We start from the raw sequence: 23,137 nt of genomic DNA, 5'->3' as shown, positions 1-23,137 counted from the left end.
CGTCGGCCGGCTTGGAGAACATCCCAAGAAAGCGCGCATTGTAGACCTTTTACCGTGCTTGTGTTGCAAGGCAATATCAGTGGATGAAAATATTCTGCAAGTTTGATCAAATATCCAGCGCAAAGCCTTGTCGGACAAGGCTTTGCGTTGGATTTTCGGCAGTTAAAGGGTTGTTTTAAGGCACATTAGCCAGTAGGTGGGGCTGGCGGTTTGAGATTATTTTTTGTCGCGGCCAACTGTTGTTTTTTTTCATTACGGCGGCGGTACAGCCCCAGCGCCTTGAGAACGATGGCCGCGCCGCTGACCAGCAGCAGGAAGGCCAGCGGCCCGGCCACCATCCAGGGGAACAGCACCACCAGCAGCGCCAGCGCCAGCAAGGCCAGGCCAATGGTGAGAAATGCGGCAGCCTCGCTGGTGTCGATGCTGCGGGTGCCACGCACCACCGCACCCAGCGCATCGCCAATCCGTGCTGCCTGGCGCGCGGCGGCGCTGGCACTGCTGCGGGCGGCATGGCTGGCCGCCGGAAACAGGAAAGATGGCGGCTGGCGCTGGCGCGGGTGGGTCAGTACCGGCGTGCGCTTGTGGCCGCTGAGTACCACTTCGGTGGACTGCTCCAGATCCTGCAGAAAGCGTGCGGCCAGTTCGCCGGCTACCGTTTCATCTTCGATGGCGACGTCGATTTCCCGGTTGGCCAGCCAGCTGGAGATATTCAGATTGGTGGAGCCGATACGCGCCCAGCGGCCGTCGGCGACTGCGGTCTTGGCGTGAATCATCGAGCCGTTCCACTCGAACACCCTGACGCCAGATTCCAGCAGCGGCCGGTACATGGTGCGCGAGACGGTGGCGATCCAGCGGATGTCACTGGAGCGTGGCACCAGCAGGCGCACGTCAACACCATCCAGTGCCGCTTGCTTCAGGGCTGACAGATAAGTGCTGGTGCCCATGAAGTAGGCATCGGTCAGCCACAGCGTGCGGCGGGCAAAGCTGGCAATCAGCATGTCCAGCCGCATCATGTGGGCCGTGGACGGAGTGGTGGCAATCAGCCGGGCGGCAATCGCACCGGCCTCTGCTTGCGGGCCGGGTGGCTGTTGCCAGACATCAGGCAGCGCGGTGCCGCAACTGGCCCAGCTATCGGCAAACGCGGCCAGCGCCTCGGCCACCAGCGGGCCGCGCAGCGCCAGTCCGGTATCACGCCAGGGGGCGATGCCGGCATCCGGCTGGCCTTCCCAGCTGGAACTGATGCACAGGCCGGAGATAAACGCGGTGTGGCGGTCTACCACGATCAGCTTGCGATGATTGCGTCCCAGCAGGCTGAGCCCACCGGTCAGAGTAGGGGGGTTATAGGCGCGCACGGCGGCACCGGCCGCGAGCAGTGGCCGGAAAAAACCGCCCAGGCTGGGTTTCCAGCAGCCCAGCCAGTCGTATAGCAGACATACCTTGATGCCGGCCGTGGCCTTGTCCATCAGCAACTGGCGAATCTCGCGGCCAAAACGGTCGTTGGCCACGATGTACATTTCAATGAATACCGAATCTTCCGCAGCGGCAATCGCCTGTTTCCAGGCCGGAAAGTTATCGCTGCTGTCATACAGCAGTTGCACACTATTGCCGGCAATCAGCGGCGCGCCAGCCGAACGCGAGAAGGCCTGGTCGGCCAGCTTGCGGACGAAATCCTGTGTTGCCGGTGTAGTGGCATCGCTACGCATATTGCCTCGTGAATGTTGTCAGACAATATTCAAAACAAGGTATTTCCCCCGGTTTTGGATAAGGGCTGCGCACGACGGGGAAAGTCGTAAATATGAATATGGGCGTCACAAAAATGGAAGAAAAATATGCCAGTTTTGCGGGTTTTCCCTGATTTTTTTTCAGAAAATTTCTATCAAGTCATTGAATTAAAACAGTTATTGCGCTGCGGAAAATGCGGCAATAACTGGTTGCAAGGTCAAGCAAGTTGCCCTTAGAATCAATTCATTCGATTCACAATTATAAGCAGGACAAAGCAATGGACAGACAGCGCTGGTTGCAGGGTACCCTGTACCACCCGGATTTCGAGCAGGACAGCTGTGGCTTCGGCCTCATCACCCAGCTGGACGACAAACCCAGTCACTGGCTGGTGGAAACCGCCATCTCCTCGCTGGCCAAACTGACCCACCGTGGAGCGGTGGCGGCAGACGGCAAATCGGGTGATGGCTGTGGCCTGTTGTTCCGCAAACCGGATGGCTTTTTGCGCGAAGTGGCCGCCGAGGCCGATATCGCGCTCAAGGCAGTGTACGCCGCCGGTCTGGTATTCCACCACCCTGACAGTGAAATCGGCGCGCGCAGCCTGCGCCGGCTGAAGGAGTTCTTGGAAGCCCAGCAACTGGAAGTGGCCGGTTTCCGTGTGGTTCCCACCGATGTCAGCGCCTGTGGCGAAGCCGCACTGGCCAGCCTGCCGGCTATTTCGCAGGTATTCGTCAACTGTCCCTTCGGGATGGACGAACTCACCTTCCAGCGCCGCCTGTACATGGGCCGTCGCCAGGCTGAAAAAGCCAACAAGGTGGACGACCCGGCCTTTTACCTGCCCACGCTGTCGCCGCACACCCTGTCCTATAAGGGTCTGGTGACACCGGAAAACCTGCCTAAGTTCTTCCTGGACCTGAACGACCCGCGTTTCGAGTCCAGCCTGGCGGTATTCCACCAGCGCTTCTCTACCAATACCTGGCCGCAATGGAAGCTGGCGCAGCCCTTCCGTTTCCTGGCGCACAACGGTGAAATCAACACCGTGCAGGGCAACCGCTACTGGGCGCGGGCCCGCGAGCGCATCATGGCCTCGCCGCACCTGGACATGGACGCCGTGCGCCCGATAGTCCAGACCGACGGTTCGGACTCGATGAGCCTGGACAATATGCTGGAAGGCCTGCTGATGGGCGGCATTCCGCTGTTCCGCGCGTTGCGCCTCTTGGTGCCGCCGGCCTGGCAGAACGTGGATTCCACCGACAAGGATCTGCGCGCCTTCTACGAATACAACTCCATGCACATGGAGCCATGGGATGGCCCGGCTGGCATCGTGCTGACCGATGGCCGCTACGCCGCCTGTATGCTGGACCGCAATGGCCTGCGCCCGGCACGCTGGGTACTGACCCGCGACAATATCCTGACCATCGCCTCGGAAGTGGGCGTGTGGGACTACAAGCCGGAAGACGTGGTGCGCAAGGGCCGGGTAAAGCCGGGCCAGCTGTTTGCCGCCGACCTGGCCACCGGCGAGCTGCTGATGCCGGAAGATATCGACGCCATGCTCAAGAGCGCCAAGCCCTATCGTCAATGGATCAAGGACAGCGCCAAGTATCTGGAACTGTCGATCGAAGACGATGCCGGCATCGAAGCCATGGGCAAGGAAGAGCTGACCCGCCTGCAGAAGCTGTACAACTTCAGCTATGAAGAGCGCGACCAGATCCTGCGCGTGCTGGCCGAAGACGGCCAGGAAGCCGTGGGCTCCATGGGCGACGATACCCCGATGGCGGTATTGAGCCAGAAAGTCCGTTCGCCCTTCGACTACCTGCGTCAGCAGTTTGCCCAGGTGACCAACCCGCCGATCGACCCCATCCGTGAAGCCGTGGTGATGTCGCTCAACAGCGTGTTTGGCCCCGAGCGCAATATGTTTGAAGAGAGTGCCGAACACGCCAAGCGGCTGGAAGTGCGCTCGCCGGTGCTGTCGCATGAAAAATTCGTGCGCGTGACCACCCGGCCGGAAACCTATCTGAAGGCCACCACGTTCGATCTGTGCTACGACCCGAGCGAAGGCTCGCTGCAGCAAGCCATCGAAAAGCTGTGCCAGTACGTGATCGAAGCCGTCAACGAAGGCACGGTGATCGTGGTGCTGTCCGACCGCATCATCACCCAGGGCCGCCTGCCGATTCATGCCTTGTTTGCCACCGGTGCGGTACACCATGCGCTGATCGAAAGCGGCCTGCGCTGCAAGACCAACATCCTGCTGGAAACCGGTACCGTGCGTGACGCGCACCAGATGGCCTGTGTCATCGGTTATGGTGCCACTGCGGTTTATCCTTACCTGGCTTACCAGAGCATTATCGATCTGGTGAACAGCGGCGTGGTCAACTGCAAGATCAACGAAGCGCTGCAGCACTACCGCAAGGGCATCAACAAGGGCCTGCTGAAAGTGTTGTCCAAGATGGGTATTTCCACCATCGCCTCCTACCGTGGCGCCCAGCTGTTTGAAGCCGTCGGCATTCACAAGGATGTGGTGGATCTCTGCCTGAAGGGCACGGTATCGCGCGTGTCCGGTGCCAGCTTCGAGGACTTCGAAGACGACCAGCAACAGCTGCTGCGCTTCGCCTTCAACCCGATGCGCCAGATTTCGCAGGGTGGCTTGCTCAAGTATGTGCACGGCGAGGAGTACCACGCTTACAACCCGGACGTGGTGCAGCTGCTGCAAAAAGCGGTACAAAACGACGACTACCAGACCTACCAGCAATACGCCGACACGGTGAACACCCGTCCGGTGTCCATGCTGCGCGACCTGATGAAGGTGAAGCTGGCCGAGCAGCCGATCTCCGTCGACGAAGTCGAGCCGATCGAAGCCATTCTCAAGCGTTTCGACTCTGCCGGCATGTCGCTCGGCGCGCTATCGCCGGAAGCCCACGAGGCACTGGCGACTGCGATGAACCGTCTGGGTGGCCGCTCCAACTCCGGTGAGGGTGGCGAAGATGCTTCGCGCTATGGCACCGAGCGCATGTCCAAGATCAAGCAAGTGGCCTCTGGCCGCTTTGGCGTCACCCCGCATTACCTGGTGAATGCCGAAGTGCTGCAGATCAAGGTAGCCCAGGGCGCCAAGCCGGGCGAAGGCGGCCAGCTGCCGGGCGACAAGGTCACCGGCCTGATTGCCCGCCTGCGTCACGCCAAGGAAGGCATCAGCCTGATTTCGCCGCCGCCGCATCACGACATCTACTCCATCGAAGACCTGGCACAGCTGATCTTCGACCTGAAGCAGGTCAACCCGACCGCGCTGGTGTCGGTGAAGCTGGTGGCCGAGCCGGGCGTGGGCACCATTGCTGCCGGCGTGGCCAAGGCCTATGCCGACCTGATCACCATCTCCGGTTACGACGGTGGTACTGGTGCCTCGCCGCTGACTTCGGTGAAATACGCCGGCTCGCCGTGGGAGCTGGGCCTGTCTGAAGCCCAGCAAGTGCTGCGTGCCAACGGCTTGCGTGGCCGGGTACGGGTACAGACCGACGGTGGCCTGAAAACCGGCCTGGACGTGATCAAGGCCGCCATCCTTGGTGCAGAAAGCTTCGGCTTCGGTACCGGCCCGATGGTGGCACTGGGCTGCAAATACCTGCGTATCTGCCACCTGAACAACTGCGCCACCGGCGTAGCCACCCAGGAAATCAAGCTGCGCTCCAAGTACTTCCTTGGCCTGCCGGAAATGGTGATGAACTACTTCCTGTTCATTGCCCGAGAAACCCGCGAATGGATGGCCAAGCTGGGCGTGCGCAGCATGGAAGAGCTGATCGGCCGCATGGACCTGATGGAGCTGCTGGAAGGCGAAACCGCCAAGCAGAACAAGCTCGATCTGTCGCCGCTGTTGTCGCAAGGCACAGTGCCGGACGATGTGCCGCGCTTCTGCATCAGCGACAGCAACCCGTCCTTTGACAAGGGCGAGCTGGCTGAACAGATCCTGGTTGACGCCCTGCCTGCCATCCATAACAAGCAGATGCTGGAACTGTCCTACCCGATCGAGAACATCCATCGCTCCATCGGTGCCCGCCTGTCCGGCGAAATTGCCCGCGTACATGGTGCGGCAGGCCTGCCGTTTGGCTGCCTCAAGGTCAAGTTCAACGGCAGCGCTGGTCAGAGCTTTGGCGTGTGGAACGCCTCGGGCTTGCACCTGGAGCTGGAAGGCGATGCCAACGACTACGTCGGCAAGGGCATGGCGGGTGGTCGCGTTACCATCTACCCGCCGAAGAATGCGGTGTATGAAAGCGGCGAAGCCATCATCATCGGTAACACCTGCCTGTACGGCGCCACCGGTGGCCAGCTGTTTGCCGCTGGTGTGGCCGGCGAGCGTTTCGGGGTGCGTAACTCCGGCGCGCTGGCCGTCATCGAAGGCGCTGGCGACCACTGCTGCGAATACATGACTGGCGGTACTGTCATCGTACTGGGCGAAACCGGCTACAACTTCGGTGCCGGCATGACCGGTGGCTTCGCCTTCGTCTACGACCCGGGCGAGCGCTTTGCCTACCGCTACAACAATGAACTGGTCGACATTCACCTGATCAACGGCGAAGCAATGGGCATGTACCGTGCCTTCCTGCTGGAGAAGATTGCCAAGCATGTCGAGCTGACCGGCTCCGAAACCGGCCGCGCCATGCTGCAGAACTTCGACGACTACGTGGACTACTTCTGGCTGGTGAAGCCGAAGGCCGCCACGCTGGACAGCCTGCTCAAGGATTGAGGTGAGCCGGGAGTAGTGAATAGGGAGTAGGGAGTGGACAAGCCGCACAAGCAGCTACACGCCTGGCAGGAAAGCATGAATTTGGCACAGTTGATTTATCAATTGACCGCCAGCTTTCCTGCCGAAGAAAAGTTCGGCCTGACAGCCCAGCTTAGGCGCGCAGCAGTGTCTATTCCCTCCAATATTGCTGAAGGGGCCGCACGCAGTACCACCAGAGACTATGTCCATTTTCTGGTTGTGGCGCGTGGCTCACTCAGTGAGATGGATACACAGCTGGAATTGGCAGTCCGCCTTGGCTATCTCCCACAGCAACATTCAGGAATCCCGGCACTCAACAAAACCGGAAAGCTGCTTTCTGCATTGATCAGCAGTTTGCGAAACAAATTGAAAGATTAAGTGGGCTGGTCGGGCCGGGGTTACTCCCTACTCCTGACTCCCCACTCCCCAACAGGGAGAAAACGATGTCAGGTGATGTTTTTCAGTTCATGAAGCTCTCCCGCAACCCCGGCGAAAAAGTCGAAGCTGCGGTGCGCAAGATTGAGTTCAAGGAAATCTACCAGCCGCTGCACCAGGTGGATGCAGCCGAACAGGCCGGGCGCTGTCTGTCCTGTGGCAACCCCTATTGCGAATGGGAATGCCCGGTACACAACTACATTCCCAACTGGCTGAAGCTGGTGGACGAAGGCAAGCTGTTTGAAGCGGCCGAAATGTCGCACAAGACCAACAGCCTGCCGGAAATCTGTGGCCGCGTCTGCCCGCAAGACCGTCTGTGCGAAGGTGCGTGTACCCTGAATCAGGGCGGCTTTGGTGCGGTTACCATCGGCAGCATCGAAAAATACATCACTGACGAAGCCTATAAAGCCGGCTGGCGTCCAGACATGTCCAAGGTGATCTGGAGCGACAAGAAAGTCGCCGTGATCGGTGCCGGCCCGGCTGGCCTCGCCTGTGCCGACGTATTGGTACGCAACGGCGTGAAGCCGGTGGTGTACGACCGCTACGAAGAAATCGGCGGCCTGCTCACCTTTGGCATTCCCGAATTCAAGCTGGAAAAAGCCGTTGTTCAGCGCCGTCGCGAAATCATGCAAGGCATGGGCGTAGAATTCGTGCTGAATACCGAAATCGGCAAGGACATCGAAATCGAAGCCCTGCTGGAACAGTACGACGCCGTGTTCATGGGCATGGGAGCCTACAAGTACATGAAGGGTGGCTTTGCCGGTGAAGATCTGCCGGGTGTGCTGGAAGCGCTGCCCTACCTGGTCAACAACGTGCGCCAGTGCATGGAAAGCCTGCCGGCAGGCGAAGCCGCCGTTTCCATGGCCGGCAAGCGTGTGGTGGTACTGGGTGGTGGCGACACCGCCATGGACTGCAACCGCACCGCCATCCGTCAGGGTGCCAAGCGCGTGACCTGCGCCTACCGCCGTGACGAAGCCAATATGCCGGGCTCCAAGCGCGAAGTGGCCAATGCCAAGGAAGAGGGTGTGGAATTCCGCTGGAACAGCCAGCCAGTGGGCATCGAACAACTGCCCAATGGCGCGCTGGCGGTGATTCTGGCCGAAACCCGCCTGGGTGAGCCGGATGCCCGTGGCCGCCGCAATGCCGAAATCGTACCCGGCAGCGAAGAGCGCATCGAGTGCGACCACGTCATCATCGCCTTCGGCTTCCAGGTAGAAGCCGCCAGCTGGTTTGAACGCGCCGGCATCAGCAGCCAGCCCAACGGCCGCACCATCGCCTCGGAAAAGTCCAAGTTCAAGTACCAGACCAGCCACGCCAAGATCTTCGCCGGTGGTGACCAGGTACGCGGTGCCGACTTGGTAGTCCGTGCCGTGTTCGAAGGCCGTCAGGCAGCGGAAGGCATGCTGAGCTACCTGCAGGTGTGGTAGGCACGGACCAGCCGTTGCTTTGTGTAAAGAAGCCCGCCGATTGGCGGGCTTCTTTACATGTGTATCGTTGGTGGCGGGTAGCAGCGCAGCTGTTACAATGTGCGAACATGGATACTATTCATGTCGCCCTATGTGTTCAGCTTCCCAAATATATAGGTCGTGTAAGATGTACTTTTAGAAAAACAGGTCACTTGAGGCCTCTTGATCTGCACCACCGTCAATGCGTAAAGTGGTTGGTGTAAGAGTTAAGTGTGTTGGCTGAATATTAGTTAAACAGTAATATCATTACAATTGTATCTAATTTATCTTAATGGTTTTTAAATAAATATGAAGCTCGCTTAAATCGCTATGCGTGAATACTAATTTTGACTGAGAGTTAATTTCAGCAAAATTTATTTATGGCAGATATAAATCCATAATTTAATCGTTGCTTTTGTGTGCAATGTTAATTCTTTAATTGAATTCAATATTAAGGTCAAAAATGTCGTTTGTATTGATTCCTACAATTCTGTGTGGTGGTGCAGGATCACGCTTGTGGCCAGTGTCCCGTGAGCAACATCCAAAGCCATTTATCGCCTTGGCTGATGGTCAGACGCTGTTGCAAAAGGCGTTTTTGAGAGGAGCCAGTATTGCCGAGGTTGCGGAAGTATTGACCGTGACCAATCGAGAGCTACTATTTAAAACGGAAGACAACTACGCTGAGGTCAATGCTGAAAATAAAGGTCTGAGCTTTATTCTAGAACCATTTGGGCGCAATACCGCTGCTGCTGCCGCCTCTGCCGCTTTGTATGTTCAGAAGCGCCATGGAAATGATGCCTTGATGTTGGTCTTGGCTGCGGATCATCTCATCAGCAAACCGTCTGCATTTGCCACCGCCGTAAAAACAGCAGCGGAGTTAGCTTTGCAAGGCAAGCTTGTCACTTTTGGTATACAGCCAAGGCAACCTGAAACCGGTTATGGCTATATCGAAGCACAAGGAAATACTGTATTGCGATTTGTCGAGAAACCATCAATCGAATGTGCACAGGAGTATGTTTCATCCGGAAAATACTTATGGAATTCTGGAATGTTCTGCTTCAGTGCGGGCACTTTGATCCAAGAGATGAAAGCACACTGCCCGGATGTGATGTCTGCAGTAGAAGCTTGTCTATTACAGTCTCGAGAGATTGAAGGCGCAGGCTATACGCAATTGGATCTTGATAAAAATACCTTTGCCACCGTGCCAGACATCTCAATCGATTACGCCGTGATGGAAAAGTCTGCATCCGTTGCCGTTGTACCATGCGATATTGGCTGGAGCGATATCGGTTCTTGGACTGCCATGGGCGAGTTGGGAGAGCAGGATGCCTCCGGTAATACCATCGAGGGTGAGACCGTTCTGCATGATGTCAGCGGTTGCTATATACGCAGTGAAGACAGGTTGGTGGGGGCTGTAGGAGTACATGATTTGGTCATTGTTGACACCCCTGATGCAGTTCTAGTTGCCGATAAAAACCATGTACAGGGTGTGAAGCAACTTTACAACAATCTCAAGAAGCGCAACCACCAAGCATATAAAATCCATAGAACGGTTCATCGACCATGGGGAACCTATACTGTGTTGGAAGATGGAGATCGGTTTAAAATTAAACGGATCATCGTCAAGCCTGGTCAAAGCTTGAGTCTACAAATGCATCACCATCGCAGTGAACATTGGATTGTTGTGCGTGGTGCTGCACAGATTATAAATGGTGAGCTGGAGTTGTTTGTTTCAACCAATGAATCTACTTATATACCTGCAGGGCACAAGCACCGCCTGACTAATCCCGGAGTAATTGATTTAGTTCTTATTGAAGTGCAAAGTGGTGAGTATTTAGGTGAGGATGATATTGTACGTTATGATGATATATATGGAAGATGTTGAGTGTTCATATTTGATTTGTAAAGCAGAATTTCATTCTTGAAAGTGCGGAAATGTAATTTATAAGGCTTGTTAATGATTAATGAATTGATGCATTCATTCAAAAATAGAGATTTTTGGTTATTTTTGGGGTGGAATGATATCCGTCAGCGATATAGAAGAACAGCAATTGGCCCGCTTTGGCTGACATTGAGCACTGGTTTTACTGTTCTCGTCCTAGGTTTGTTATGGTCGACAATATTTAAACTTAATACAGCTGAGTATTTGCCTTTTTTTTCAATTGCTCATGTATTTTGGATATTTATTTCATCGCAAATATCTGAAGCATGTACTGCATTTTCTCAGTTTGAATATATTATCAAGCAGATAAAATTGCCATTTACAGTATACATTTTACGTGTTTTATTTAGAAATTTTATTGTCTTATTGCATAATATAATAATTGTTTTTATTGTATTGGTCGTTTTTGATCGCTGGAGTGGTGTCTTGTTTTTCCGTACATTGCTTGGCCTTGTCATTCTTCTTGTTGGGTTGTTCTCATTATCTTTGTTATTGGCCATTGTTTGCGCGAGATTTAGAGACGTTACAATGTTGGTGCAAAATTTTTTGTTTGCAGCATTTTATGTAACTCCTATAATGTGGAAGCCTAATATGCTTGGTAGCAATCATCAGTGGGTTTCTGATTTCAATCCGTTGGCGGCTTATATATCTATTATAAGGGACCCCATTTTGGGTTCGGTGCCGCCATTGTATACATACATATTTGCTTCAGCGTTTACTATTGTTCTCTTTCTCGTTTCATCTGTTGTTTTGAGGAAAAATGCAAATAGTATTGCATACTGGATGTGAAAATGAAGAAGAAAATTGTTGTTGCAAATAATTTATGTATTGATTTTCCTATATACAGCTCAAGTAATAGGTCGATCCGAAAAGTGATTACGTCGACCATTGGTGGGGGGGTCAAAAATAGTCACTCTGGACGCACAATCGTCTCTGCGATTAAAAATGCTTCATTTACATTTTATTCGGGTGATAAGGTTGGGTTGATTGGACATAATGGTGCCGGTAAGTCAACTTTACTGCGGTGCCTTGCTGGTGTGTATGCGCCTACTCATGGGTCTCTTTCTGTCTTTGGCTCTGTCGCCTCTCTCCTCGATTTAGCACTGGGATTAGATAGTGAAGCAACGGGAGTAGAAAATATTTATATCAGAGGCGTTCTATTCGGAATTAAACCTCGAGATTTGAAAATGAAAATTGATGAAATTTCTGAATTCAGTGAACTCGGAGAGTTTCTAAATATTCCTATCCGAGCATATTCTAGTGGAATGTTACTTAGGCTTGCATTTTCAATTTTTTCCATTTTGCAGCCAGAAATAATTCTAATGGATGAATGGTTATCTGTTGGTGATGAGGGTTTTAATAAAAAAGCGTCAGAACGTTTAAATGATATGGTGGGAAACTCTGCATTGTTAGTTTTGGCATCCCATGATAAGGATTTAGTATCCAGTATCTGCAACAGAATATTTAGAATTGAACATGGTCAATTAATTGAAATTACCAATATTTGAAAGGATATGATATGAAAGTTGCTGTAGTTACGGGCGTGACCGGGCAGGATGGTGCATATTTGGCTGAGTTGCTCTTGGATAAAGGTTACATAGTTTATGGCACATACCGGAGAACTAGTTCAGTTAATTTTTGGCGTTTAGATGAATTGAACATAACAAATCATATTAATTTGAATCTTGTTGAGTTCGATTTGACTGATCTATCATCAATAATTAGACTTTTGCAGAAATCAAAACCTAACGAGATATATAATCTTGCAGCGCAAAGTTTTGTAGGAGTGTCTTTTGATCAGCCAGTTACCACTGCAGAAATTACTGCAATTGGAGTTACAAATATTCTGGAGGCGATACGAATAGTAAATCCAAAAATAAAGTTCTATCAGGCATCAACATCTGAATTGTTTGGTCTTGTCCAAGAGATTCCACAGAGAGAGACTACACCATTCTATCCTAGAAGTCCTTACGGTGTTGCCAAGCTTTATGCGCATTGGATTACTGTAAATTATCGTGAGAGTTATAATATTTTTGCATGTAGTGGAATATTATTTAACCATGAGTCCCCTTTGCGTGGTAGAGAGTTTGTTACCAGAAAAATTACAGATACAGTTGCAAAAATAAAATTAGGACTCTTAGATGTTCTTGAGCTTGGAAATTTAGATGCTAAGCGCGATTGGGGATATGCCAAAGAGTATGTTGAAGGAATGTGGTTAATGATGCAACAAGATACAGCAGATACCTTTATTTTGGCTACGAATAGAACAGAAACAGTTCGAGATTTTGTCACTATGGCTTTTAAAGCTGTTGGAATAAATATTGAGTATAACGGATTCGGTGAAGATGAAGTTGGATTCGATACTATTAGTAAAAAGGTTCTTGTGAGGGTAAATAAGAAATTTCATCGTCCAGCAGAAGTGGATATTTTGATTGGCTCATACGAAAAAGCAAATAACAAATTTGGATGGAGTCCTCGTACAACTTTAGAGGATCTTTGTCGAATTATGGTAAATGAAGATTTAAAGCGTAATGAGAATGGGTTTTCATTTTAGGAAAAATGATGAACTTAAATGATAGAATTGTAGTGATTGGCGCTGGTGGTGTACTTGGCACTGCTCTGAAAAAAGTTTTAGAAAGGAATGGATATTGTAATATATTCACTCCAAGCAGATTTGAAATGGATTGTTTGAATTGTGCATCTGTTGATGCATGGTTTAAAGTTAACAAGCCAGATTATGTATTTCATCTTGCATCTTTGGTTTTTGGATTGCAAGGAAATTTAAATAATCAGCTAATGTCGTTGCATAACAATACATTAATTGCAATGAATGTATTTTCTTCCTGTCAAAAATATTTGATCAAGAAAATATTTTATGCAGGAACAGTGGCCGCATATCCCTATCCTTTTGCAGAACTACCTCTTAAGGAGGATGTATTTATGAGGGGGGAACCACACCCAGGAGAGTATGGCTATGCGTTTGCTAAACGGCACGCATTAGTGTACCTACAGTTCTTGAAAGAGAGCTATGGGATTGATTATTGTTATGGAATATTCACCAACTTATATGGTGAGAATGATAAATTTGACATACAAAATGGCCACGTCATTCCATCACTTATTATGAAAGGATTTTCAGCAATAAAGGATGGAACTAAAGTACTTGATGTTTGGGGAAGTCCTTCTACGGTTCGAGATTATTTGTACAGTGAAGATGCGGCAACTGCAGCTGTTCATTGTATGAAAAGTTATTCAGGACATATTAATATTGCTTCTGGCGTTGCTTCGAACATGGGTGATGTTGCTGATGCTATTGTTGATGCTTATGGTTGCGGCCTAAGGATTAATTGGAATTCAAGTGCTCCTGTAGGAATAAAATGCCGTACTGTCGATGTCAATTTGCTCTCATCTTTAGGCTTTCAATCTTCAAAAAATCTAACGGACGGGATTTCTAGTACAGTTAATTGGTTTATGGAAAACTATGAAAGTGCAAGGTCATGAAAAAAATAGGAATTGTGTCTAGTTTTTCTGATAGCTGTGGAAACGCATATTTTTCAAAAATTCTTGTTGATTCAATTTCTAATCTCGGGTATGAAGTGGTGCCATTAGAGTTGGATTTAAAGTTACTACAATCAGTAACGCCAAGTGTAAGAAAGATTGCAAATGAGTGCATTGATAAGTTGTGCAGTAGAATTAAGGAGTTGGATGGAGTTAACATCCAATTGGAGCCTGGATTGTATGGTAGTACACCAATGGATATACGCTCTAGATTTAGTCGATTAATCTCTGCGAATAGTTCTGTTAGTGTTACATTGCATAGCCCTAGGCTTATTGCTGACGTCACTCAGCAGCGGCAAGCTATTAAAGCATTGACTCGCCTCAATTTTAAAGTGGCGCTAAAAAAATATTTAACGTATAAAGCGTCGAATTTACATATACAAATGAATAATGATTTAATTAAGCTTGCTATAAAGAGAGGGGTCAAGTTAATTGTACATACAATGCGAGCTAAAGAGCAAATTTCAAGTATATTTGGTTATTCAAATGTAGATGTACATCCATTGAAAATTATTTCTGATAATTTTGTTCAAGATGAAAATTGTTTGAGATTAATTAAAAAAAATCTTGAACTAGATAAGGCTGATGTTGTTATTGGTATGTTTGGTTTTATTAATGAATATAAAGGCCATACGATGGCAATAAATACATTAATACATTTGCCGGATAATTTTAAGTTATTAATATTTGGGCGTCAACATCCTCAGACTATTATGCATAACTGCCCAGTGGATGGATATTTAAATGATTTGCAGGAATTAATTGTCGAAAAAAAATTGCAGAATCGTGTTTATTTTATGGGCGAGTATTCGACAGAAGATTTTATTAATTTAGCTGCTAGTGTGGATGCTGTCTGGCTTCCTTATGTAGAGAATGGGCAAGATGGCTCAGGTATAGCCTCTATTTGTTTGGACGTTTCTCCACGAGTGCTTTGTTCTTCTTCTTTCGCATTTGACGAACTTTTCAAATTGGAGAAATACAACAATGTGTTGAGATTTGATATCGGTAATGTTCTCGAATTGGCGACAAAGACAAAAATGGCTTTGAATAGTGTTGACCGCTTTGCAGCGCATTCAAGGAAATATACTTGTGAATCTCAAGCTAAGTTGTATGTGAGATGTCATGATTCTATCTAATCGGAATTTGTAATTGTCTATATGAGTATTGTTCCCTTCATCAGGTCACCTGCATGGCCATGGTGAAGAATATGATGAAGGGATTCAAGCTTCCTTGGATTGGTATTGTCTTTTCTGTATTCCGTAGATACTAATTTATGATGGTTAATCACTACTTAGATACGGTATTTACGAATAAGACGATATGTACATTTCCTGACTCTATCTAGCAAGTGGCCGACGTCCCCCCACTTTCAGTAGCAGAGGGCTTTAGAGTCCGGGCTTAATTTACCTGATTTCTCTGCAAGTGATTCGGCATAGGCAGCCGGCGTCAAACCGCCAAGCGCTTTCTTGGGCCTTTCGTTGTTGTATTCCCTACGCCAGGCTTCGATGACGACCTGAGCATGGCGCAGGCTGGTGAACCAGTATTCGTTCAGGCACTCATCCCGGAAACGCCCGTTAAAGGACTCGATGTAAGCGTTCTGATTGGGCTTGCCCGGCTCGATGAGAAAGAGCTGAACCCCACGGGTGTGTGCCCAGGTCAACATTGCTCGGCTGCAGAATTCCTTGCCGTTATCGGTCCGGATGGCTTTGGGCAAGCCACGTGTCTTCGCTAGTTGGTCGAGGACGCGCGTCAGATGCAGACCTCCCATCGCCCGTTCCGGAACAATGGCGACTGCCTCATGCGTGGCATCATCGACCACCGTCAGATTCTTGATGACACGCCCCTCCGCCGTCCGGTCGAACACAAAGTCCATCGACCAAACCTGATTGGCCGCCAAAGGGCGAGCCAGTGGGTGACGGTCGGCCACGGGAATTTTCTTGCGCTTACGCCGGCGAATTTGCAGACCTGCCTCAGCATAAAGCTGGTCTACCCGCTTGTGATTGACCACCATGCCGCTTTGCCGCAGCTTCAAATAGATCATGCCAGCACCGTAGCGACGGTGCCGTTGCGCGAGCGCGATGATCTGCGCTTTCAAGGCGACATTACGGTCGGTGGCGGGCTGGTAGCGGAATGAACTGGGGCTCATGCCGGCCAGGCGCAGCGATTTGCGCTCGCTGAGTCCTTTGCCCACCAGATGGCGCACCAGCTCCCGCCGTGACGGTGCGCTTACCACTTTTTTCGCAGGGCCTCTTTGGCAATCTCGCTCTCGAGCATGGTCTCGGCCAGGAGTTTCTTCAGGCGCGCATTCTCGGTTTCCAGCTCCTTGAGGCGCTTGGCCTCGGAGACATTCATTCCGCCGAATTTGTTGCGCCAGAGGTAATAGCTGGCTTCCGAGAAAGCGTATTTGCGACACAACTGTGCAACGGGCATGCCGGCTTCCGCTTCGCGCAGGAAGCCGATGATCTGTTCTTCGGTGAATCGTTTCTTCATGTCCAATCTCCATGTGGGGTTGATTGGACTCTAAAGTCACGTGCTACTCAATACTGGGGGAACGTCGCAGGAGGGCTTACGTTCGCAGACTGGCTACCATCGACGTCCTGGGCATTACAGTGGCCGCCCGGCAGTGGTGGCACCTAACCACCTGCAACGCCAGTTCACCGTGAATGAACCGAATAAAGCTTGGGTGACCGACATCACTTATATCCGCACGCATGAGGGGTGGTTGTACCTAGCGGTGGTGCTGGACCTGTTCTCACGGCAGGTGATTGGCTGGTCGATGCAGTCACGTATCGATAGAGAGCTGGTGCTGAATGCCCTGTTGATGGCGGTATGGCGACGTCAGCCCAAGCAGGAAGTGCTGGTGCATTCCGACCAGGGGAGCCAGTTCAGTAGTTACGACTGGCAGGATTTTTTGAAGGCCCATCGCTTGGTACCCAGCATGAGTCGGCGCGGGAACTGCCACGACAATGCTGTGGCGGAGAGCTTCTTCCAGCTGTTGAAGCGTGAGCGTATCAAGCGAAAAACCTATCACGACAGGGAGGAAGCCCGGCGGGACATCTTCGATTACATCGAGATGTTCTACAACCCGAAACGCTGGCATGGTTCCGCAAACGGGCTATCGCCGGTAGAGTTTGAGAAGCAATATTTCCAACGGCTCAAGAGTATCTAGAGAAGCCGGGGCGATTCACACCAATAATTGATTATATAAATCAAAATATGAAGCGGCCATTTTTTGGGATGTAAAAAGTGAATTGTATCTTTTTTTAGCTGCATTCCCATAGCACATAGCGAGCTTCTTGTCTTCCTTTAGTGTGATCATTGCATTTCGAAGCGCTTGTGGCGAGTCAGGTGGGATGGTAATGCCTGTTTCTTTATCAATATTGATAAATGTAGTTCCAGTTTGTATCTCACAAGAAATTAGTGGTTTCCCGTACATTGCTGCTTCAAGTAGAGATATGCCAAATGCCTCTGAGCGTAAATGAGATGGAAAAACAAAATAGCCTGATAATTCTAATAGTGCTATTTTGTCTTCATCAGCCACTGCACCTGCGAAGTAGGTGTTTTTTAAATTGTTCATGGAGGCAATGTATTTTAGTTCTTTTTCTAATGGTCCTGAACCAACTATAACAAGCGGAAAGTCAAGATCCTTTAGTGCCTCTAGTAGAGTGTGTAATCCTTTGTAATAGCGGAGTGCTCCTGTGAATAAGAAAAAATTTTCACCAACTTTATCTTTCCAATATTTTCTTTTGATGTCACTTGCCTTTAAGTAGTTTTCCTTATTTATTCCAATTGGAATGATGGTTGTCTTATTATTAAATTCATTTAAAACTTGACTGCTATTAAGGTAGTTTTGCGATGAGGCAACAATGCGGTCTATGTTGGATAAGAATTTATACATTAGTGGTTTATAGATTGGATAAAGAAATTTTTGCTTTACAATGTCAGAGTGATAAGTAAGGACGGTTGGTTTTTTTGTTTGGCTTGCGAAGTGAACTATATCCATAAATGGCCAAGGGAAGTGATAGTTAATTATGTCAGCTTTCGCGGCCAATTCTTTGAAGTCAGAAAAGGCTGATAGTGAAAAACCAGTTGATGCTATAAATAAATCTTGCTTTGAATTGTGGTAAACATGATTGGCGTATTTATTACCTCTTGATCCCCCTTTTGGACTAAGCGCTAATACTTCTGATTCGACTCCGAGTGATTTCATTCCTTCAGCGAGTTGGTATATAAATTGCTCAACACCGCCAAATGTATCAGGGTAATACGTTTTGTAGAAGTGAAGAACTTTCATTTTTCAATTCCTTTTTTCATTATTTCTGTGAGTGATTTTTAAGGCGGAGTCGAACATTAATTTATTTCCGAGAAAAGTTGTTAGCATGCTGGATATAATGATTGCAACTAATACTCCATTTATTTGATAGTGCTGGGAAAGAGTCCATTGCAAAATAATGCTTATTATTGCTTGAGAAGATAGGGTGTACCACAGTAGTTTTGCATTATTCATGCTTTGGAGTAGCATTGCATAAGTATCTGAACAGATTTTAATTAAAAAGCACATTCCAAATAGAATTATTGTTATTGTTTGGGGCGAATTTTTTATAGAGAAAATAGCTGTTATTTCTTTTTCAAGTATGATCAGTATTAATGTGTATGCTGTTAGGAGAGTAACTCCAATTTTTATGTACCTTCTTGCAATGGTATGCATTTGTAGATATTTTTTTTGGGTGTAAAGCTCTGTACATGTTGGCCATAGTCCTTGCATAACTGCTGCATATATAAAAAAAATAAAGGTGAACAATTTTTGAAATATGGAATATGTAGAGATACTCTCTTGTGATAATTTTTGTGAAATGACTAGGTAGTCAGATTGAGCTGTTAGCGTAGCTATGATAGAGAATATCCAAAAACTCCATCCATGCTTCAGTAAAAATTTAATGTAAATTAAATTTCGAAAGTCAAGTATTTTAAATTTGTTTATTTTATTTATTTTTGCGGTATATGCAAAAAAGCATAGTGTTAAGAAGGTGCTTGGTCCATTTAATAGTAATGTTACAATTAGAATTGGATTTTCCCGTTTTCCGATGTCGATGCTCATTAGAAGCATGAGCCCAAGCGCCGAGGATATGGCTGGGATAATATTGGAAATCCAACCTCTATCATTTGCTAGCCATACTCGGTATGAAATAGTGCTAAGATTAGATAGGATATAAATCAGACATGTAGTAAAGAATAAAGTATTTTTTTCGGTTAAATTAATTGTTGTTACAGATCTTAAATAAATTGATCCTATCTCTCTGCTTATTGTAAATGCAATAACAATAGTAATGATACTAAGTAGTGGTGTTGATGCGAGTGAGAAAAAAATCAATTTATTGTTCTTTTTGTTTTTGGCTTTTCGTTCGGAAATGGTGTTTTGTAAACTGCTGGATGTTCCAAAGTCAGATAATAATGCCCAGGGTAATAGGGCAGATAGTAATGCAAAGGTTGAGTATTGTTCAAATCCTAGGGTGCTGGTAATGTGCCGGATACAAAGTAGCTGTGTTGATGCGGTAATGATTTTTGATGCCCAGGCACTTATTGCATAGTAGATATGACTTGGAATTTTTTTTTTCATATATCTTTATTGCCTTGGCGTTTGTTATTGATTCTGTGTTGTCTGTAATTAATGCCATTGTTTTTTGTATTTATAGATTGGCTTGGTTTAATAAGGTTGAAAATGGGTAAGCGTTCTGATCTTTCTCTGATAGGAATAGTCTTTTTACTTTAAAAGTGGGCCAGATTATATTTAAAATATTGTCATTCCAGGTAATTGATTTTTCATGATTTGGCGAATAATAATTTGTTGTTTTATATTGAAATTCGGAATGTTCAGATAGTGTTAAAAATCCATGGGCAAAGCCTTCGGGAATCCACAGCTGGCGCTTGTTATCTGCCGACAGCACTACGCCTACCCATTGGCCAAAGGTGGGCGAGCTGCGGCGGATATCCACTGCAACATCGTAAACCTCGCCCAGCGTGCAGCGCACCAGCTTGCCTTGTGCAAACGGTGGCATCTGGTAGTGCAATCCGCGCAGCACGCCCTTGCTGGAGCGGCTGTGGTTGTCCTGGACAAATTCAACTTTGTGGCCAATGGCTTCTTCAAAGCGCTTCTGGTTGAAACTTTCGAAGAAAAATCCACGGTCGTCACCAAATACGGCAGGCTCAATGATTTTGACGTCCGGGATAGCGGTATCAATGATGTTCATGAAATAGGTAGCTTTCTTACTTCAGCAGCTGCAGCAAATATTGTCCGTAGGCATTCTTTTTCAGCGGCTGTGCTAGCATTTCCAGCTGAGTTGCATCAATCCAGTGCTGCACGTAGGCAATTTCCTCCAGGCAGGCCACTTTCAGGCCCTGACGGTTTTCCACTGTGGCAATGAACTGGCTGGCTTCCAGCATGGATTCGTGGGTGCCGGTGTCCAGCCAAGCGTAGCCGCGCCCCATTGTTTGCACGTCCAGTTGCCCTTGTTGCAGGTAGTGGTTGTTGACATCGGTGATCTCTAGCTCGCCGCGCGGTGAGGGGCGAATGGATTTGGCAATGTTGATGACCTGATTGTCGTAGAAGTACAGGCCGGTAACGGCGTAGTTGGATTTGGGCTGTGCCGGCTTTTCCTCGATGGAGAGGGCTTTGCCTTCGGTGTCGAATTCCACCACGCCGTAGCGTTCCGGGTCTTGCACATGGTAGGCAAACACGCTGGCACCTTGCTCTTTGGCGTTGGCTGCTTTCAGCAGTTTGCGGAAGTCATGGCCGTGGAAGATATTGTCACCCAGTACCAGTGCCGAAGGTGCGCCTGCCAGGAAGTCTTCGCCAATGATGAAGGCCTGTGCGAGGCCATCCGGACTGGGTTGTACCGCGTACTGCAGGCTGATGCCCCACTGGCTACCATCACCCAGCAACTGCTCAAAGCGCGGGGTGTCCTGCGGGGTGGAGATGATCAGGATGTCGCGAATCCCGGCCAGCATCAGTGTGCTGAGCGGGTAGTAGATCATCGGCTTGTCGTAGATGGGGAGCAGTTGTTTGCTAACTGCCAGCGTGGCGGGGTACAGGCGGGTGCCACTCCCCCCCGCCAGGATGATGCCTTTACGTTTCATCTGCATGTGTCCTGCATCAGGAATTGAAGATTTGCTGGAACACCTGTTCCACACCGGACTGCCATGTTGGCATTGTTAAGCCAAAATTTTGTTCGATTTTACTGCAATTCAGTCTGGAGTTGCTGGGGCGCTTTGCGGGCGTGGGGTAGGCTGAAGACGGAATGTCATGCAGGTTTTCCGGCTTCAGTTGCAGTGCGACACCGTAACGTTCCGCCAGTGCAAGCAGGAGTTCGGAATAACCATGCCAGCTGGTATTGCCGCTGCTGGCCAGGTGATAGGTGCCGAGCAGCTTCTTGTCCTGGCTGGCTTGCCACTGTTTGATGATATGCGCGCTGACGTCGGCAATCAACGCAGCGGGTGTGGGCGCGCCAATCTGGTCGGCCACCACATTCAGGCTGTCGCGTTCGCGCGCCAGGCGCATGATGGTTTTGAGGAAATTGTTGCCATGTGCACCGACCACCCAACTGGTGCGCAGGATGATGTGGTTTGCACCACAGGCACGGATGGCCTGTTCGCCCTGCCATTTGCTCAAACCATAGACTGACTGTGGGTTGGTCGCATCGTCTTCCTTATAGCTATCGACCTTGTTGCCATCAAATACATAGTCGGTGGAATAGTGCAGCAGCAGGACATGGTGTCGAGCAGCCCACTCTGCCATGGCTGCTGGCGCTGCGGTATTGATGCGGTGCGCCAGTTCTGCTTCACTTTCGGCCTTGTCCACCGCGGTATAGGCGGCAGGATTGACGATGATGTCTGGTTGGTAGTGATCCAGCACGCTGGCAATCTGTGCAGTATTAGCCAGATCCAGCTGCTGGCGGTTCAGGCAGATGCACTCGCCCAGCATGGCCAGAGAGCGTTGTAGCTCGAAGCCGACTTGGCCGTTGCTGCCGGTAATCAGGATGCGGCTCATGCCTTGTTCCCGTAATGTTGTTCCAGCCATTGGCGATAATTGCCGCTGGTGACATTGCCGACCCAGTCCTGATTGTCCAGATACCACTGCACGGTTTTGCGGATGCCGCTTTCAAACGTTTCCGCCGGTTTCCAGCCCAGTTCCTGTTGCAGCTTACGCGCGTCGATAGCGTAGCGACGATCATGGCCGGGACGATCCTGGACGTAGGTGATTTGCGCGGCGTAGCCACGGCCATCTGTTTTGGGCCGCAGTTCATCCAGAATGCTGCAGATGCTGTTGACTACATCCAGATTGGCTTTTTCATTCCAGCCGCCAACATTATAGGTTTCACCCAGGCGACCTTGCGCCAGCACGGTGCGGATGGCGCTGCAATGGTCTTTCACATACAGCCAGTCGCGGATTTGCTGGCCATCACCGTAAATGGGCAAGGGCTTACCGGCCAGCGCATTCAGGATGACCAGCGGAATCAGTTTTTCCGGGAAGTGATAAGGGCCGTAGTTGTTGCTGCAGTTGGTGGTGAGTACTGGCAGGCCGTAAGTGTGGTGCCAGGCGCGTACCAGGTGGTCCGATGCAGCCTTGCTGGCCGAGTAGGGGCTGTTGGGTTCGTAGCGGTTGGTTTCGCTGAAGGGGGCATCGCTATCTGACAGCGTACCGTACACCTCGTCAGTGGATACGTGCAGGAAGCGGAAAGTCGCCTTGGCTTCGCCTTCCAGTGTGTTCCAGTAAGCTCGCACTGCCTCCAGTAGGTTGAAGGTACCCACTACATTGGTCTGGATGAAGTCACCTGGGCCGTGGATGGAACGGTCGACATGGCTTTCCGCTGCGAAATTGATCACTGCACGAACTTGGTGCTGCTGTAGCAGTCGGCAGACCAGCTCTCGGTCGCCAATATCGCCCTGTACAAACAGGTGGCGCGGGTCGTTTTCCAGGCTGGACAGGGTTTGCAGATTGCCAGCGTAAGTCAGCTTGTCAATGTTGATGACTGGTTCGTCTTGCTGGCTGAGCCAGTCGAGAACAAAGTTGGCTCCGATGAAGCCGGCACCGCCAGTAACCAATATCATGTAATAATTCCAAGTAAGGTTAAGATAATTCCAAGTAAAGTTAAGTGTTTATTGCTTGGCACAGGGCCATGGTAAAGTCGCTTACAATTGGTACATGCCAACTTTGCACTGGCAAGGCCCACAGTATATGACAGAATCGTTATCTGCTCGTCGCGTAGCCTTGAGACTTTACTGCATTGAGCCGTA

Annotated in this window: 17 protein-coding genes and 1 pseudogene; 10 read left to right on the top strand and 8 right to left on the bottom strand. The window is 49.6% G+C overall.

The window, feature by feature from the left end; translation table 11 throughout:
• Nucleotides 1-185 precede the first annotated feature (185 nt).
• On the bottom strand, nucleotides 186-1,703 hold the full coding sequence (locus FAZ30_RS02520; protein ID WP_124642242.1) for a phospholipase D-like domain-containing protein: 1,518 nt from the start codon (nucleotides 1,701-1,703) through the stop codon (nucleotides 186-188).
• A gap of 296 nt (nucleotides 1,704-1,999) precedes the next feature.
• Here FAZ30_RS02520 and gltB point away from each other — a divergent pair, with 296 nt between their 5' ends.
• The 9 genes from gltB (at nucleotide 2,000) to FAZ30_RS02475 (ending at nucleotide 14,982) form a co-directional block, all read left to right on the top strand.
• Nucleotides 2,000-6,448: a glutamate synthase large subunit gene (gltB, locus tag FAZ30_RS02515; protein WP_137008609.1), complete on the top strand. Its 4,449-nt coding sequence runs from the start codon at nucleotides 2,000-2,002 to the stop codon at nucleotides 6,446-6,448.
• 33 nt (nucleotides 6,449-6,481) lie between these two features.
• A complete protein-coding gene (locus tag FAZ30_RS02510) occupies nucleotides 6,482-6,844 on the top strand; it encodes a four helix bundle protein (RefSeq protein ID WP_124642246.1) in 363 nt (120 codons plus the stop codon).
• 65 nt (nucleotides 6,845-6,909) lie between these two features.
• The gene (locus tag FAZ30_RS02505) at nucleotides 6,910-8,328 is read left to right on the top strand and encodes an FAD-dependent oxidoreductase (RefSeq protein ID WP_137008608.1); all 1,419 of its coding nucleotides are present in this window, start codon (nucleotides 6,910-6,912) and stop codon (nucleotides 8,326-8,328) included.
• Nucleotides 8,329-8,809: 481 nt separating this feature from the next.
• A complete protein-coding gene (locus FAZ30_RS02500; RefSeq protein WP_137008607.1) occupies nucleotides 8,810-10,231 on the top strand; it encodes a mannose-1-phosphate guanylyltransferase/mannose-6-phosphate isomerase in 1,422 nt (473 codons plus the stop codon).
• Nucleotides 10,232-10,303: 72 nt separating this feature from the next.
• Nucleotides 10,304-11,077, top strand: a complete 774-nt coding sequence (locus tag FAZ30_RS02495) for an ABC transporter permease (RefSeq protein ID WP_137008606.1) — start codon at nucleotides 10,304-10,306, stop codon at nucleotides 11,075-11,077.
• Nucleotides 11,078-11,079: 2 nt separating this feature from the next.
• Nucleotides 11,080-11,796 (top strand): ABC transporter ATP-binding protein, encoded by a 717-nt coding sequence (locus FAZ30_RS02490; RefSeq protein WP_137008605.1) that lies wholly within the window; start codon nucleotides 11,080-11,082, stop codon nucleotides 11,794-11,796.
• An 11-nt stretch (nucleotides 11,797-11,807) separates the two neighbouring features.
• A complete protein-coding gene (gene gmd / locus FAZ30_RS02485) occupies nucleotides 11,808-12,842 on the top strand; it encodes a GDP-mannose 4,6-dehydratase (RefSeq protein ID WP_137008604.1) in 1,035 nt (344 codons plus the stop codon).
• A 5-nt stretch (nucleotides 12,843-12,847) separates the two neighbouring features.
• Complete coding sequence (locus tag FAZ30_RS02480; protein WP_205676640.1) at nucleotides 12,848-13,789, top strand: NAD-dependent epimerase/dehydratase family protein; 942 nt, start codon at nucleotides 12,848-12,850, stop codon at nucleotides 13,787-13,789.
• On the top strand, nucleotides 13,786-14,982 hold the full coding sequence (locus FAZ30_RS02475) for a glycosyltransferase family protein (protein WP_137008602.1): 1,197 nt from the start codon (nucleotides 13,786-13,788) through the stop codon (nucleotides 14,980-14,982). Before FAZ30_RS02480 ends, FAZ30_RS02475 begins: the two co-directional genes overlap by 4 nt.
• Before the next feature lie 233 nt (nucleotides 14,983-15,215).
• On the opposite strand, the gene FAZ30_RS02470 is transcribed toward FAZ30_RS02475, so the two are convergent.
• Nucleotides 15,216-16,336 (bottom strand): IS3 family transposase gene (locus FAZ30_RS02470; RefSeq protein ID WP_137008600.1). Its coding sequence is split into 2 segments (ribosomal slippage): nucleotides 15,216-16,078 and nucleotides 16,078-16,336, totalling 1,122 coding nucleotides; the frame shifts between segments, so codons are not numbered across the junction.
• Between the two features lie 70 nt (nucleotides 16,337-16,406).
• On the opposite strand from FAZ30_RS02470, the pseudogene FAZ30_RS02465 reads away from it, so the two are divergent.
• Nucleotides 16,407-17,015: pseudogene (locus tag FAZ30_RS02465) on the top strand (IS3 family transposase); the annotation flags it as partial.
• 15 nt (nucleotides 17,016-17,030) lie between these two features.
• On the opposite strand, the gene FAZ30_RS02460 reads toward FAZ30_RS02465, so the two are convergent.
• The 6 genes from FAZ30_RS02460 to rfbB form a co-directional block, all read right to left on the bottom strand.
• A complete protein-coding gene (locus FAZ30_RS02460) occupies nucleotides 17,031-18,140 on the bottom strand; it encodes a glycosyltransferase (protein WP_137008598.1) in 1,110 nt (369 codons plus the stop codon).
• Between the two features lie 3 nt (nucleotides 18,141-18,143).
• Nucleotides 18,144-19,463 (bottom strand): MATE family efflux transporter, encoded by a 1,320-nt coding sequence (locus FAZ30_RS02455; RefSeq protein WP_137008596.1) that lies wholly within the window; start codon nucleotides 19,461-19,463, stop codon nucleotides 18,144-18,146.
• A gap of 70 nt (nucleotides 19,464-19,533) precedes the next feature.
• A complete protein-coding gene (gene rfbC, locus FAZ30_RS02450) occupies nucleotides 19,534-20,094 on the bottom strand; it encodes a dTDP-4-dehydrorhamnose 3,5-epimerase (RefSeq protein ID WP_137008594.1) in 561 nt (186 codons plus the stop codon).
• 16 nt (nucleotides 20,095-20,110) lie between these two features.
• Nucleotides 20,111-20,980, bottom strand: a complete 870-nt coding sequence (rfbA, locus tag FAZ30_RS02445; RefSeq protein ID WP_205676639.1) for a glucose-1-phosphate thymidylyltransferase RfbA — start codon at nucleotides 20,978-20,980, stop codon at nucleotides 20,111-20,113.
• A 16-nt stretch (nucleotides 20,981-20,996) separates the two neighbouring features.
• A complete protein-coding gene (gene rfbD, locus FAZ30_RS02440) occupies nucleotides 20,997-21,890 on the bottom strand; it encodes a dTDP-4-dehydrorhamnose reductase (protein WP_137008590.1) in 894 nt (297 codons plus the stop codon).
• Complete coding sequence (gene rfbB, locus FAZ30_RS02435) at nucleotides 21,887-22,951, bottom strand: dTDP-glucose 4,6-dehydratase (RefSeq protein ID WP_137008588.1); 1,065 nt, start codon at nucleotides 22,949-22,951, stop codon at nucleotides 21,887-21,889. Before rfbB ends, rfbD begins: the two co-directional genes overlap by 4 nt.
• Nucleotides 22,952-23,137: the final 186 nt, after the last annotated feature.

Origin of the sequence: Aquitalea aquatilis, from assembly GCF_005155025.1 — a bacterium.
Taxonomy (GTDB): Bacteria; Pseudomonadota; Gammaproteobacteria; order Burkholderiales; family Chromobacteriaceae; genus Aquitalea; species Aquitalea aquatilis.
This window is presented reverse-complemented; position numbering and strand designations above follow the sequence as displayed.